Annotated in this window: 14 protein-coding genes; 8 read left to right on the forward strand and 6 right to left on the reverse strand. The window is 46.0% G+C overall.

Going from position 1 to position 14,199, the window contains the following annotated elements; all coding sequences use genetic code 11:
• Nucleotides 1-26 precede the first annotated feature (26 nt).
• Entirely contained in the window at nucleotides 27-1,298 is a 1,272-nt protein-coding gene (locus tag HW988_RS06560) for a sensor histidine kinase KdpD (protein ID WP_255490240.1), read from the reverse strand.
• 317 nt (nucleotides 1,299-1,615) lie between these two features.
• On the opposite strand from HW988_RS06560, the gene HW988_RS06565 reads away from it, so the two are divergent.
• Nucleotides 1,616-2,092, forward strand: coding sequence for a hypothetical protein (locus HW988_RS06565; protein WP_181606745.1), 477 nt, complete (start codon nucleotides 1,616-1,618; stop codon nucleotides 2,090-2,092).
• 33 nt (nucleotides 2,093-2,125) lie between these two features.
• Here the strand turns inward: HW988_RS06565 and HW988_RS06570 are convergent, their stop codons facing one another.
• Nucleotides 2,126-2,455, reverse strand: a complete 330-nt coding sequence (locus HW988_RS06570) for an STAS/SEC14 domain-containing protein (RefSeq protein WP_181607635.1) — start codon at nucleotides 2,453-2,455, stop codon at nucleotides 2,126-2,128.
• A 151-nt stretch (nucleotides 2,456-2,606) separates the two neighbouring features.
• Here HW988_RS06570 and HW988_RS06575 point away from each other — a divergent pair, with 151 nt between their 5' ends.
• From HW988_RS06575 to HW988_RS06590, 4 genes are all read left to right on the forward strand, one after another.
• The gene (locus HW988_RS06575) at nucleotides 2,607-3,290 is read left to right on the forward strand and encodes a bifunctional 2-polyprenyl-6-hydroxyphenol methylase/3-demethylubiquinol 3-O-methyltransferase UbiG (protein WP_181606746.1); all 684 of its coding nucleotides are present in this window, start codon (nucleotides 2,607-2,609) and stop codon (nucleotides 3,288-3,290) included.
• A gap of 111 nt (nucleotides 3,291-3,401) precedes the next feature.
• Nucleotides 3,402-3,659, forward strand: coding sequence for a zf-TFIIB domain-containing protein (locus HW988_RS06580; RefSeq protein WP_181606747.1), 258 nt, complete (start codon nucleotides 3,402-3,404; stop codon nucleotides 3,657-3,659).
• A 200-nt stretch (nucleotides 3,660-3,859) separates the two neighbouring features.
• Complete coding sequence (locus HW988_RS06585) at nucleotides 3,860-5,968, forward strand: hypothetical protein (protein ID WP_181606748.1); 2,109 nt, start codon at nucleotides 3,860-3,862, stop codon at nucleotides 5,966-5,968.
• A gap of 83 nt (nucleotides 5,969-6,051) precedes the next feature.
• Nucleotides 6,052-6,522 (forward strand): cupin domain-containing protein, encoded by a 471-nt coding sequence (locus HW988_RS06590; RefSeq protein ID WP_181606749.1) that lies wholly within the window; start codon nucleotides 6,052-6,054, stop codon nucleotides 6,520-6,522.
• Nucleotides 6,523-6,579: 57 nt separating this feature from the next.
• Here the strand turns inward: HW988_RS06590 and HW988_RS06595 are convergent, their stop codons facing one another.
• The 3 genes from HW988_RS06595 to HW988_RS06605 form a co-directional block, all read right to left on the reverse strand.
• Nucleotides 6,580-7,587, reverse strand: coding sequence for a malate dehydrogenase (locus HW988_RS06595; RefSeq protein ID WP_181606750.1), 1,008 nt, complete (start codon nucleotides 7,585-7,587; stop codon nucleotides 6,580-6,582).
• A gap of 217 nt (nucleotides 7,588-7,804) precedes the next feature.
• Nucleotides 7,805-9,490, reverse strand: coding sequence for a serine/threonine-protein kinase (locus HW988_RS06600; protein WP_181606751.1), 1,686 nt, complete (start codon nucleotides 9,488-9,490; stop codon nucleotides 7,805-7,807).
• Between the two features lie 351 nt (nucleotides 9,491-9,841).
• The gene (locus HW988_RS06605) at nucleotides 9,842-10,369 is read right to left on the reverse strand and encodes a DUF2231 domain-containing protein (protein ID WP_181606752.1); all 528 of its coding nucleotides are present in this window, start codon (nucleotides 10,367-10,369) and stop codon (nucleotides 9,842-9,844) included.
• A gap of 201 nt (nucleotides 10,370-10,570) precedes the next feature.
• Here HW988_RS06605 and HW988_RS06610 point away from each other — a divergent pair, with 201 nt between their 5' ends.
• Entirely contained in the window at nucleotides 10,571-11,455 is an 885-nt protein-coding gene (locus HW988_RS06610) for a hypothetical protein (protein WP_181606753.1), read from the forward strand.
• Nucleotides 11,456-11,459: 4 nt separating this feature from the next.
• On the opposite strand, the gene pepT is transcribed toward HW988_RS06610, so the two are convergent.
• On the reverse strand, nucleotides 11,460-12,692 hold the full coding sequence (gene pepT / locus HW988_RS06615; RefSeq protein WP_181607636.1) for a peptidase T: 1,233 nt from the start codon (nucleotides 12,690-12,692) through the stop codon (nucleotides 11,460-11,462).
• A gap of 105 nt (nucleotides 12,693-12,797) precedes the next feature.
• Here pepT and HW988_RS06620 point away from each other — a divergent pair, with 105 nt between their 5' ends.
• Nucleotides 12,798-13,640 carry a hypothetical protein gene (locus tag HW988_RS06620; RefSeq protein WP_181606754.1) on the forward strand — a complete coding sequence of 281 codons (843 nt, stop codon included), beginning with the start codon at nucleotides 12,798-12,800 and terminating at the stop codon, nucleotides 13,638-13,640.
• 108 nt (nucleotides 13,641-13,748) lie between these two features.
• Nucleotides 13,749-14,192, forward strand: coding sequence for a hypothetical protein (locus HW988_RS06625; RefSeq protein WP_181606755.1), 444 nt, complete (start codon nucleotides 13,749-13,751; stop codon nucleotides 14,190-14,192).
• Nucleotides 14,193-14,199 lie beyond the last annotated feature (7 nt).

Raw genomic sequence — 14,199 nt, forward strand, 5'->3', positions numbered from 1 at the left:
CTGTTTACCTACGGTTTTGTAAGAAACTATACGGTGAGAGGAATTTTTACGACGACCTTGGTGCCACGAGGGTGATGAGGCACAGCTTCTTCCTGCGAAGTGATTACAATGCTTCCACCCATCATCGTCAGATATTCTTTTACCAGCGGCATTCCGTAACCAGTGCCTTTTTCTCCGTGAGTTCCTTCACGTGTTGTGGCGGCATCCAAATGGAAAATCTTATTCAGTAGATTTTCGGGCATACCGATTCCATAATCCTGAATCTCGATGACGGCCATTGATTCTGTGGAATACGCCCGTAAGTCAATGCGATCGCCTGGCAACGAAAACTTCACGGCGTTACTAAGGAGGTTCGCCAGGACGACGTTATTCAGAATCGTTTTTTCACTGTTGACGACCATTTTGTCGCGGCTTAAATCCAAAGCGATTTTGATTCCTTTTTGGGTCGCCAGAGCTTCTGATTTCTCCATGACTTCATTCAGCACAATCGCAATAGAGATTGGAGTTAGCGGCATGGATGCCTTGCCATCTTTAACCGATTTAAGGTGACGAACTTGATGTAAGAGATTGTTGATGTCGCTGACCGCTCTCTCCATTTTATCCAGTTGTTGTGCCATAGGAGCTTCTTGTTCTTGGTCTTCGCGGGCTTTGATAAGGTTGTATGTCATTGACGACAAAGTGTTGGCGACATCATGTAAAAGCACGCGCAACAGGTTTTCCACGTCCCAATGCTTTTCCTGCAGTCTTTTGGTATATTTTTGCTCGCCTTTTAAATAGAGGTGAGTCGTGATGCCTGCGAACATCAAAAAGGTGCAGACGTTAAAACTTTTTTCAAAATCATAATCCCCATAGGCTGCTATGATATTCACGCTGCCACCTTGAAGTTTTAAAATCCAGAACCACACCATGGTGGCAAAGACAATTGTGTACCCGATAAATGCGCCGGCGGTGCTTAACAGAACTCCAAAGCCGAAGGGAACGATTGCCAGCCAAAAGATCCCAGGTGCTGCGACTCCACCAGAGAGATAAAGCAGATATACCAAGACCGCTGTTGCGAGCAGACCGCAAGACAAAGCGGCGAGTCTATAGTTCTTGAAGCGATAAAGAATAATTGGGGGGACAAGGGCGGTTCCAATCCAAAATGAAAATAAGCCAGGATTGTAGGTAGACACGCGATACTCGAAATTAAACTTGAAGAGGTAAATAGCGGACATAGCCAGGCTGACGAAATAAATCATCTTTAAATAAAACAGTCGCTTTTGCTGGGCTTCCTCAGCTGTCTCTTTAGGCTCGAACATACCGGATAGTTTCTACCTCTTGATTTGTTTACTTGTCGGCCTAAGTACAAATGAACGGTAGGACACTACGCAAATGTAATAAACATACTAGACTTTACTACGGGGGCGCCTGTGTTCCCCTCTTACAATAGGCGTTAACATTATGAGAATGTCTCCCGCCGCACAAATTTTACGAGATATTTTTAGCTTAATAAGCAACCTATGCGATCCTAGGCCGATTTCTTCGAATCTTGTCGATTGGTAAGTAAACAAGGAGCTATTCTTCTTGCCCGGGAAAACCTTCCGTACTAAGCGTACCAAAAAAACAGGAGTATCCTATGAAACTATTGATCGCATTGGCTTTGGCTTTTCCGATGTTTGCATTCGCATATGGCGAAAAATATCAAAATCGTTCTCAAAATCCATTCGTACCTGAAAAAGGTATCGTAACTGCAAAGCAAATTTGCGTTGACGAAAAAAATGAAAAATTCCGCGTGTTCGTTCCTGCACACAAACAAGAGTTCTGCAAATCATACAAATGGGACCATTCAGACTCTCATTACCCGAAAAAAGTTTGCGTAGGTCGCACAGTTAAAGACATCCCAGCTCAAACTGTTTCTGTATCACCATTCTATCAACAACTTGTTTGCGTAAAATACGATCGCAAAGATTCAACACGTCCAACGTGTGTAAAATCTGAAGTTCGCACTTTGCAATACCCAACAAGCTACATCCAATACACTTACGAAGCTGCTGACTGGCGCCAAGAGCGTCCGATTCGTGTTCAAGAAAAACAGATCGAAAGCTGCAAATAATAAGAAAGGGACCGACAAGGTCCCTTTTTTTTATTAGTGAAGGACCCAGTCCCTGGCTTCTTCAAGTTGCGCAGGTTGAAAGACTTTGATTTCGGGTTTGAATAAAGGATCGATCGAGTCAGCAAGTACGCGAATCCATTTTTGATCAGCGACCACCGCACATTTCTCCAGACGATTGAATAAGCTCCAATTTTTTAAACCGAACTGGATATCTTTCATCAGTGCGGAGATTTCCACGCCGTCAAGATTCTCGATGACTTCAACTAAACGTATGCCTTTCCACTTTTCTAAGCGAGGTTGAATTTTTTCCGTGAAGGCCTCGAATTCTTCCCTGGTGACTTTTCCTGATACTTTAAATTCGATGAATTTCTGATTGTGGTCTTCGCGAGGGTGTTGAAATTTTCGAGCGGATTTGTTAAATTGGTAAGTGCAGTGGCGCTGCGGGCTTTAAAGTTCTTTTAGCTCTCCAAATTTATGCTCCTAACAGGTCAGGTAGACCTAACAAGGAGTATCTATGTCTGAAAATCGAAAAAATGCGCATAACGTTCAAGATGGTTACGACATCTGGGCCGCTCATTACGATCATTATCCCAATCCAACGGTGGCCACTGACGAAATGGGATTTCCAAACTTTTGGTGTCATCACTCTGGTAAGAAGGTGCTTGAGATTGGATGTGGAACAGGCCGACATACCAAGAAATGGTTAGAGGCTGGCAACTCAGTCACAGCGATCGATATCTCTCCAAAAATGCTTGCTGTCGCTCGCGGTAAAATACCATCTTCCCAGGTTAATTTTGTTGAGGGAGACTTCTTGCTTCAAAAAGATCTGCCTCATGATTTTGATATCTTGGTGGAAAGCCTGATGCTGGAACATATACAGGACCTCAGTGCATTTTTTAAGCAGTGTGTGTCTGTTTTAAAAACCGGTGGCGATCTTTATTTATCTGAGATTCATCCAGAACGAACGCAGGCTGGAATCGGAGCTCATTTTAAAGTTCAAGATTCCGAAATGGAAATTCATTTGGTGAGTTTCGCACATACTGAAAACGAAATTGTAAGTTGGGGAGATAAGACAGGATTCAAATTAGTAAACAGCAAAGATCTATTGGGTGATAAGAAACTCTCCGAATTAAATCCTAAATGGGAAAGACACATGAATCGTCCCATGGTGAGGATATGGCACTTTGTTAAGCGATAGTTTAATAGGACATTCTCTAATCATCGTTTAAAGCGAATATCTTGATTAAAATTATCGATTATTTCGATCAGTGCACTGCTGATAGTCTTTTTCCAGTGAAAGGAAGAGATTATGAAATGCCCACATTGCAAAGATAAAGATCTCGTCATGAGTGAACGCAAAGGTGTTGAAATTGATTATTGTCCCGAATGCCGTGGCATCTGGTTGGATAAAGGGGAGCTGGATAAAATTTTAGAAAGATCGCAGAAAGAAGAAATGAGCTCTGCAAATCCTCCACAGGATTTTTATTCCAATCCCTCGCACGGTGGAAATTACAGTCACAAACCCTATAAGAAAAGAAAATCTTTTTTCGAAGAGTTGTTTGATTAGCTTTCAAAAGAGCGCTCCTGAGGGGCGCTTTGAACTGTTCCCATAAGAGTTTTCAGAGTGAGTTACTGATTGCTGGTTCGTAGACCAAATCGACTGTTTCCTAAGTGTTAATGGGGAAACTACTGAGCAAGAGGTCTCGTTTTGACCATCGTTAAATGTCGGATGCTGAGTTCCTTTTTGTATCTGATATTCTGAATCAGATGAAATTCAGAACGTTTGCGATTCCATTTTTTTTGTTATCTGTGTTTACAGCTGTAAACGCTCGCGCCGATGAAAGTTGGACGGGTGTCACTAAAACACCGGGCGACTATACCTCGGCGGGAGTCGTCACTATCACGGGTGCCGTGACTCTGAATCCCGGCACCTATATCTTTACCTCATTGATCGTCAATTCCACTCTTACAATCAATGGCGACACGACCAACAACTCCGGCGTTATCATTACTTCACCGACCCTAACTGTGGGCGCCAGTGGAAGTATCAATGCCAATGCCAAGGGCTATGCCGGGAATGCTGGCATCGGCAAAGGTTCCGAATCGATGGGTGGTTGTCACGGTGGCTTCGGCGGCTGGGGCGGGACTCTGGGGGAGTTTTGCACTCCTTATGCGGCAACTCTCACGCCGACAACTTTAGGTTCCGGTGGAGGTATTGGTGGTTCCAATACTCCGGGTGCGGGCGGGGGAGCGATCAAGCTTGAAGTTTCAGGGACGTTGACTGTGACTGGAAGTATCACCGCCAATGGTGGTGCATCTTCTGGCTCGTCGGGCGCTACGAAGGCCGGAGGTGGTGCTGGTGGAAGTATTTGGATTGTGGCCGGCACCATCACTGGAGCAGGTCCGATCAGGGCCAACGGGGGAAATGGAACTTCTGGTTATTCTGGAGGCGGTGGTGGAGGCGCAATCTTAGTCTCATACGTCACAAGCACATATTCCGGAACCATTTCCGCGGTGGGTGGAACTGGAGGTGGCAGTTATAACGGTTACTCTGGATCGGCCTTATTAGTCGACTCATTGAACAACGATCTTTATGTAAATAGCATGGCGATGGTTGCAAACGGAACCTACTCCTTTCATGACATTACAATTGCCTCCACTGGAGGAATTACAGCTCAAGGCCTGGGCTCCAAAGCCAATAATGGAACTGGTAAAGGACTTTGTAACACCACTGTATGTGCGGGGGGAAGTTACGGGGGGCGCGGTGGGGGAGCTGGATCTGGTTTAACTCAGATAAATAGTTCTGCAGTCTATGGTTCAACGATTGAGCCCACGGACACGGGATCTGGTGCGGGAGTTTCCGGAAGCTATTCTGTCGGCGGTGAGGGCGGTGGTGCCATTAAACTTGTCGCTACTGGAACGATTACCATCAATGGACCGATTGATGCTGATGGTATGCCTGGGCAAATCAGTGCTGGTACAGCAGACCCGGGCGGAGGTTCCGGAGGCAGTGTTTGGATTGTGGCCGGCAACGTCGCCGGTAATTCAACTGTGCAAGCTGTCGGCGGAACGGGCGAGGGCGGAGCTGGTGGTGGTGGAAGAATCGCAATCCATTATTCTGGCACACTAAGTTCGTCGCTGACTTACGATGTGTCTGTCGGGGGCGGAACCTTCACTCAGAATTCGACGGTGGGTTCAGTGGCGATTGTCGATACCACAAATAACAATCTTTATTTCCCGGTGACGTCCTCAATAACCAGTGGAACGTATACCTACAACAATATAACCATCGCTGCTTCAGTCAAAGTGTCTGCGAATGATGGACCTTTAACCGGAGCCGGTGACAGGCCTGGCGGCAGTGCTGCGACAACAAGTGGTGGTGGCGGTGGTGGTCACGGTGGCGCCGGAGCTGCGGGTACTGGCGGAGCGGGTGGAGCCACGATCGGAACCAACCTTGAGCCGATCACCTCTGGATCTGGTGGTGGTACTAATACCGCTGGGCGTGGCTTTGGAGGTAATGGTGGTGGAGTTTTACGTCTGATCATCGCGAATAACCTGACTATTGGTACGGGCGGAAATCTAAATGCGGATGGCGGTCCCTTCGTCGTGCAATATGGTGGTGGCGGTTCGGGTGGAAGTATTTGGATCACAGCAAAAAACATTTCTTCAGTCACAACCGGTATTACTGCAAAAGGTGGTAATGGAGATTCCAGCGTCGGTGGTGGAGGCGGTGGTGGTCGTATTGCCGTTTACTGTTCTGGGTCTTACTCGGGTACACTGAGTGTGGCAGGCGGCACAGGAAAAAATCCCGCAGGTTCAGCCGGAACAACCTATGTCAAATGCACCGGTTCCCCTTGGTTTTTCCGCGGCTACTAAAAACTTAGTTTTTTTGCAGTCCTTATCAGGAAGTTTTGATTTGCATTCTAAATCCTCCTTCAATGAGTTCATAAGGGGGAAAGATGCTTAAATTATTTATTGCTCTTGGCTTGATGATTCCAGTTTATTCTTTTGCCGCTGATGAGGCGGATCATGTGATGATGACACCGGACCAGATGAAGTGGGTAGAGGCGCCACCGTCATTACCTAAAGGTGCCAAAGTGGCGATCATGTATGGTGATCCCTCGGTGGCCGGCCCATTCGGCATGCGTTTAAAGATGCCGGCAAAGTATATGATTCCACCGCATTTCCATCCGCAGGATGAGAATGTCACGGTTATCTCTGGGAAATTTTGGATGGGGACTGGTGATGATGCGAAGGCCAAGATGATGAAGCTTCCGCCAGGAAGTTTTGCGCGCATGAATGCGGGCACACATCACTTTGCTCGGGGTGATGGTGCCGTGGTGCAGATCAACGGCATTGGGCCTTGGGGGATTACTTATATCAACCCCGCAGACGATCCACGTAAAACAAAGGATCTGACTCAACGTTAAAGCAAAAAAAAGGGTCTCGTGAAGAGACCCTTTTTAATTCAAAATGTGAATTTAGAATTACAGCATTGAAGCGACTGCGTCTTTTTCTTCAGTCAATTCTTTCAATGTGTTGTTCATTTTCTCGCGAGAGAAAGCGTCGATTTCAAGACCTTTTACGATCTCGTACTCGCCGTTTTTGCAAGTAACTGGGAAGCCGTACATGATACCTTCTGGGATGTCGTAAGAACCGTCAGAAGGGATACCCATTGTAACCCACTCACCATTCGTTCCCAACCACCAGTCGTGCATGTGATCAACTGCTGCAGAGGCTGCAGAAGCTGCAGAAGACAAACCGCGTGCTTCGATGATCGCTGCACCACGTTTACCTACTGTAGGGATGAAAGTGTCTTTGTTCCAAGTGTCACCTTCAGCAGTTCCAAGTTTTAGCAACTCAGGAACTTTTGCGCCGTCAGCTGTTGCGAAGCGAACATCTGGGTACATCGTCGGGCTGTGGTTACCCCAAACCGCTACTTTCTTGAAAGAAGCAACCGGTTTGCCAGTTTTAGTAGCTAGTTGAGACAACGCACGGTTGTGGTCCAAACGAAGCATTGCTGTGAAGTTTTTCGCTTTTACGCGACCGTGCTTCATTGCCGATTTCATTGCGATGTAAGCGTTGGTGTTTGCGGGGTTACCAACAACCAAAACTTTTACATTTGGATTTGCGTATTTACCGATCGCTTCACCTTGAACAGTGAAGATTTGACCGTTTGCAGTTAGAAGATCTTTACGTTCCATACCCGGGCCACGAGGACGTGCGCCAACCAAAAGAGCCACGTCAGCATCTTTGAATGCCACAGCTGGATCGCCAGTCGCGATCATGGAGTGCAATAGAGGGAACGCACAGTCATCAAGCTCCATCATCACGCCTTTCAGCGCTTTTTGAGCTTTTTCGTCTGGGATCTCTAGAAGTTGAAGAATAACTGGTTGGTCTGCACCAAGCATCGCGCCACTTGCGATACGGAATAGAAGTGCGTAACCGATTTGTCCTGCAGCGCCTGTGACTGCAACACGTACTGGAGCTTTCATAGTTGGAATCCTTTCGAGTTGAGCTAACTCAAAGAATTTAGACCTCTCCGCAGACGTCGTCACGATTCAGTTCGATTTATTTGACTTTTGACTGGTGGCGAAAAATAGACAGGGGCTGCTTTGATATTGTTAAGTAATTGAAAATACTTGTGTTTAAAGGATTTTGAAAACTTTTTGAAAGAGAGGGCGGCGGTGCTGACATAAGCAAGCCCCTTCGTTATTCGTTGCCCTCAGAACTAATTTTAATTGGACAGTTCGTTACGCATTTCGTGCCAGAAGGATAAGGAACGCCATTTTGAAAGTGAGAAAGATCCAGCTCTCCGTTTTTGCCTTTTCTGATTTTCGCAAACTGAGGAACTGTTTTAACAGGCTTTGCTGAAGCGATCGTGCGAACTTTTGGCAAAGTTTTGCGACTTGCGACTGCCGCAGATTTTTTGCCAGTCGCGGAAGACGCGGCCGTGCCAGCGGGTGCAGCTGCGGGTTGTTGGAAGCTCATACGAAGCTTTTGAATCTGTTCTGATGTTAGTTGAGGTACATCAGCGTCGACTATCAGAGCAGGTCTTTTTTCTCCAAATCTGATTTTTCCAAAAGTGATAGCACCAATTAGCAAAACCACAAATGAAACCGAGAATATCTTTACAAAACTTGTGGCTGTCGATGGCTTCGGTTGTGGTGCGTGACGCATTTTCGGAAATTGATAAAAAGGCATCACGGCGATAGCCTCAGCTGGAGGCTTCGGCTTTGCTCCTAAACCCCACATGTCTGGCGCTGGTTTCATTACCGTTGACGGAACAGGGCAGGTGATATCAGTCAGTTTTTCCAGGGTAATCCCTGAATGGTAAGAGCCTTCCGCAATTTTAATTTCGAATTCATCAAGCTCGCCATATTGATCAGTGGTCGTAATGTCTGTGGCTGCAACAGCCATGGTTTTTTCATCTTCAGCTACCGAGGCGCGAATCTGTTCCATGTTGGCGTTATACTCTGCTGAAAAAACATCTCTTAAATAATCCGCCAAAGCGAGGGCCGAGAAATCGGGGTGAAGTGTCGACAACACGGTCCCAAGTAAGCGTGCTAGCTCGTTGGCATCACCGGCACGTTTAGCAAGATCCTGGTGCAGCATGATAGGTAAAATTCCTATCAATTCCTCAGAGCGATCTTCCATGTTGGCGTGGCTTAATTTGTCGATATCAAAATTTGAAACTGCTTGTTTAACGTCTTGGACTGTCGTTTGGGAATAGAAGCGGCGATTCGCCATCAACTCCCAAAGAATGACTCCCAAAGCAAAAATATCAGAAGCACTGTTAACGTCTTTACCCTGAACTTGCTCGGGACTCATATAGGCGACTTTGCCTTTTACTTGTCCGTTCTCCAAGTCCTTGTCTTTTGTCGCCGTCGCGATTCCGAAGTCGATGATTTTTACTTCACCTTCAAAGGAGATCAAAATGTTGTGGGGACTGATATCGCGATGAATGAGTTTTAACTGACGCCCTGTTTGCGGATCGACGGATTGATAGGCGTATGCCAGGCCCAAAGAGACCTGGTGAATTATATAAAGAATAAATGAGGAGCTTAGGCGCACTTGTTTTTCGTGCAGGTAAGTCATCAATTGGCGAAGTGTGACACCATTGATGTATTCCATCGCCATATAACCGCGATTGTTGAACTCACCAAAGTCATAGATCTTAACGATGTTCTGATGACTTAAATTCGCACTCATGCGGATTTCATTAAAGAACATCTCTTTAAGTTGTTCGGGATTTCCTGTTTGCAGAGTCGTCTTGATGGCAACAAGTTTGCTTACGCCAAAGCGGGCCTCAGTTTTTCCCAAAAAGACTTCTGCCATACCGCCTTCAGCGATACGTTTAATAATTTGATAAGGTCCAATTTTCTTTAGCGTGTCCATCTCGGTATTACTATTCGGCCTATTTCCCTAGACACATGATGGGCATTTTGTGTTTCATAATGAGTTTTCTAGAGGCAAATTCCTCGTATGCAAAGAGGGAGCAAGCATAACTTCGCGGCATTCAAGGGGAAAAACAACCCATTGTTGGTTTTTGAGGTAACCAGAGCGTTGATAATTAAAAAAATGCGGATTCTGAACTTCAAAAACTTTGAAAAACATTTCGACGAAATTCCCTCGGAAACTGTCATCAGAAAATTCAAAATTTCATTCTTTGGGAGCATCCCATTTGCGCGGGAAACTCCCAGTCTTTTTCTTTTTATAAATGGGGAACATCATCTGCCTGTTTTGTCATCAGTGATACATAACTGGTGGCTCTTCGTGGCGATCTTTTCGCTCGATGCGCTGCTGGATTTCTGCTTGTTCGTGGTCCATGGTCACGCCGACTTTGTGAATGCCGATCATCACCCAACCATAAAAGCCCGCTCCTAAAAGTGTCAGACAACCGACACCAGTGAGTACCAAAGAAGTTACGGATGCATAGGCCGGTGGTGCCTCCCAAGTGCCGTTAATGATCGTACCGTTGATAGCAAAAAATCCTAACGTCACCAGATTCAGCACCATGTGAATCAGGCCGTCGCGCTTTGCCGCAGTTTTGGTCGGAATGGCAAAGGCCCAGTCAATGAATCCCGGAATCGCGGCGATTAAAGCGGTTCCCACCGCAGCCACATTCGAAAAAAATCCCAGTCGATACCAAAAAGTATCGGCATTGCCATAGTTGTAAACCGCAAAAGCGATAAAGGTCACAAGATAAAAGGTGATAGGGAAGGCAACCAGCATCGGATGAAGGGGATGATTCTTGATACTTGCTTTACTGTACATGTTTCCTCCTCTGAACAGTTCAATTATAGAGCCTAATCCAGAGGCGGAAACCCTAATGAGCGAAACTTGTGCGCTCACATGAATTTAGTGATCAGTTTGGCTAAAGGTAGAGGGTATTTTTTAACAATGCTCTTTTGATACTCTCCGATTCTTTGTTGAGGATTGATAAAATAAAGCAAAACAATGCAGGGGAGATTTTCTATGAGCTCGCTGCTTATATATTTTGTCTTGTTTTTTTCTACGCCCTTATTCGCTGCGAAGTGGGGCCCCACGATGGGGACTAATGGCAAGACATTAGCAAAACCCGTGGTCTGTTCGGCACCCCAAGGCCAGGTTTGGGTCTTTGCAGTTCGAAGTAACAATTCACTTTATGATTCTGTCGTCTTTAGGTCGTTATCTGATACGTCAGAAAATCCTTGGGCCTTTGTGACTCGTATACGCAAGGGGACAGCTCCTGCTGCCGCATGCTGGAGTTCTTTTGATCTTCACGTGTTCTATTTGGAATTGGATGGCAGTGTTTGGCAGAAAAGCTGGGTGCCATATCAGGGATGGGGAGACTCCCACTCTGTGGCGGGTTATCGAATTCAAAGCATCGCGACGGCTGTTCGACCGGGCGGGCGTATCGACCTGTTTGCCCGAGGCAATGATAATTCTTTATGGTGGCGGGCCTACCATAGTGGACATTGGGACAGTTGGAAGACATTGGGAGGTCTAATGGATTCAGAACCTGCAGCGACGGGCCGAAAAAATTCCTCAACCGTCGATGTGTTTTACCGCGGACTCAACAATGGATTGTGGCAGTTGACGAATCGATTGGATCACTGGGGAGTCTGGCAGGGATTGTTAGGTTCCTTCGATACAGGTCCGGGAGCGTGCTCGTGGGGGGATAATCGGGTCGATCTTTTTTCAAGAACCTGGAATAAGACCATACAACACTCGTATTTCAATGGTGTGAGCTGGTCTGCTTGGGAAACTCTTACGCAGATGGTTTTTTCTGCACCCGCCGCAACAGCCATCGGCCCTGATCATATGTACTTATTTTTTAACGATGACCAGGGTGTTATTTTATACAAGGAATATCGTTGAGGCTTTACTTGGATTTTGCCGCCAGCAGGCAAATCTGCTCTGTCAGTTCGTAGGATTTTACGAATGAGTTGACAGGCAAAAATTCATATTTTGAATGAAAATTCAAAGCGCCGGTGAAATAATTTGGTGTCAAAATTCCCTTGGCGGAAAGAGCAGCACCGTCAGTTCCTCCGCGCATGGGGATGACCTTGGGCTCGACGCCGATTTTTTCTAGGCCTGCGAAAATCAAATCAATGGCGCGGCGATCTTTACCGATGGCGCTGCTGATATTGCTATAAGTGTCAGTGATTTTCAAAGAAACTTTCGCTGTTGGATACTTGGCGGTGATTGCTTGGGCCGCCGCTTCGATTCTCTTTTTTCGAGCCTCAAAACTTGTTAGATCAAAATCACGAATGGAGGCGGTAAGCTTTGCCTCCTGTTGAGTTGCCGTCATTCCATTAAACCAGATATAGCCTTCGCGACCCGCGGTGTTTTCGGGAGTTTCTGAGCGATCAAAAAGACTGATAAAATCTTGTGCCATCAAAATGGGATTTACTAAAACCCCTTTGGCAGACATCGGGTGAGCGGTAACTCCCGTGAACGTTAAATCAGCCGTCGCGGCATTGAAGTTTTCATAAACGACTTCACCGAGCTCGCAACAGTCAATGGTGTAGGCAAAATCCACATCAAAGCGCGAAAGGTCCAGGGCCTTTGCACCTAAAAGTCCGATTTCTTCGTCTGGCACAAAGGCCACGACGATATCGCCGTACTCTTGATCGGCGCGAAGATTTGCCAGCAAAGTCATAACGACCGTAACTGCGGATTTATTGTCGGCCCCTAAAACACTGGTGCCATCACTAAAGATAATCTCTTGTCCTTTGTAAGGCAGAATTTCAGGATGTTCGGATACTCGCAGCCAGATGTTTTCTTTTTTATTCAAGCATACGTCTTCGCCAGTGAAGGTAATAATTTGCGGATGAATGTGGGGGCTTAATCCCACGTCGACTGTGTCGATATGAGTGATAAAGCCAATGCGCGGTCCACCTTTTTTAGTTCCAGGTTTTACGGCAGTGACAGTGGCGTGTTGATCGAGCTGAATATTGTGAAGACCCAACGCTTTTAATTCTTCAGCTAACAACTCGGCCAGTTTTTGTTGGCCCGGCGTGCTGGGTAGCGCAGCAACCTCGTCATTGCTTTGCGAGCTTACGGACAAATATTTAAAGAAACGTTCTATCAGTTGTTTTTCAATTGCCTTCATGGAGTCAGCATACATGAAGGCAATTGAAAACGCATTGATAAGTTTTGCCGTCTTGTTTGTCATTTCCGTGGGTCTGTGACATTCAAACTTCCTCTTGGAGGACTTATGCGTTCATTTCAATTTGGAATTTTGTTTCTGTTTGTAGCTTTTTTCAGCTCTCAAGCTTTTGCGTCTTACAATGTTCAAGATGTCGGCGTGATTGGTTTGATGTCTCATGACGTGTTCTCCTGGGATCATAAAAAAGAAGTGAATGTGGAAAATGGACGTTTGGATCTAAGCACTATCTTTGATTATGAGGGCGGACACAGATGGTATTTGGGTGGTAATCCCAAGAACTCCGAAAACGCAGCTGTATACACAGTGGCGATGAAACTTGTGAATCACTACACGCAATTGATGTCAGAGGGGCTTTCGTCGCTGGAAGCAAGACAGCAGACTGTGGCCGAGTTTCATTCTATGATTCGTGAATTTTATGAACGTGCCTTGCAAGAAAGGTTTCCTGAAAGAGCTCTAAAAGCTCTTCCAACGAATATGGAGCAAGCAGCGATCCGTGGGTTTCATGATCTTCTTCCTGGCCGTATCAAACTATACGGTCGCGTTCGCAGTGAGCTAAAATTAACAAGTATCTTTACCGCAAAAACGGTTTTGAACGAGCGCGAGTTGGCTCAGCCCCTAAAACCATTCGATGGTGATTATGATCCTGAATACAAAGCGATCAAAATTCCATTCACGAAAGTTGTTTTGAATCTGAAAGAAATCGACAGAAAGTTTATCGAAAAATACAGCGACTTTAAACAAGCGGACATGCTGGCGCAGTTAGCGAAAGTTGGCAAAGGCGAGATGACAGTTCATGAGCTTTCCTTTGCAGCTCCGGTTCGTGAGCTTTTCAGAAAAGCAATGTGCGGTGAGGGCAATCGTTACATGTCACAAGAGATGGTCTGCGAATAGATAATAACGCGGGGCGCGACTGCATTGCGAGGCATCTTTTCGTTGCGCTTAGCGCGCCATCACTGGGCACTTATTGACAACACTTTAGCAAAGAATTAACCCGTGCGGATGCATAAAATACTACTGAATCTGTTTATTATTTCTCTTTCGATTCCTGCCTTTGCCTGCCCTGAATTAGCGGGTAATTTTGACTGCGTTTCTGACTCAGGCCCGGTGAATTCATTCATCATTAGTAAGGGTGTTGAGGCGAATCAGGTCATTTATCAAATCAACGGAACTAAGCTTGTTGCCAATGGAATTCCTGAAACTCGCTCGAAAGGCGATGGTTTCCCGACGACTTATACAACCAGCTGCGAAGGCGAAAGTTTGCGCGCCAGAATGCAGACCCATGTGTCTTCTGCGATCTGTCCTTCTTTGCCGTTGGATGTGGACTCCATCACTTTGTTCAGCAAATCTGGCAGCGATATCATCATGGATGACCAGACGATTTTGAATTGCCCGGATAAAGCTCCGATGAACATTCGTCACAAATACATTTGCAAAAAGAAATAAGGTATTG

Source organism: Bdellovibrio sp. KM01 (assembly GCF_013752535.1).
In the GTDB taxonomy this organism is placed as follows: Bacteria; Bdellovibrionota; Bdellovibrionia; order Bdellovibrionales; family Bdellovibrionaceae; genus Bdellovibrio.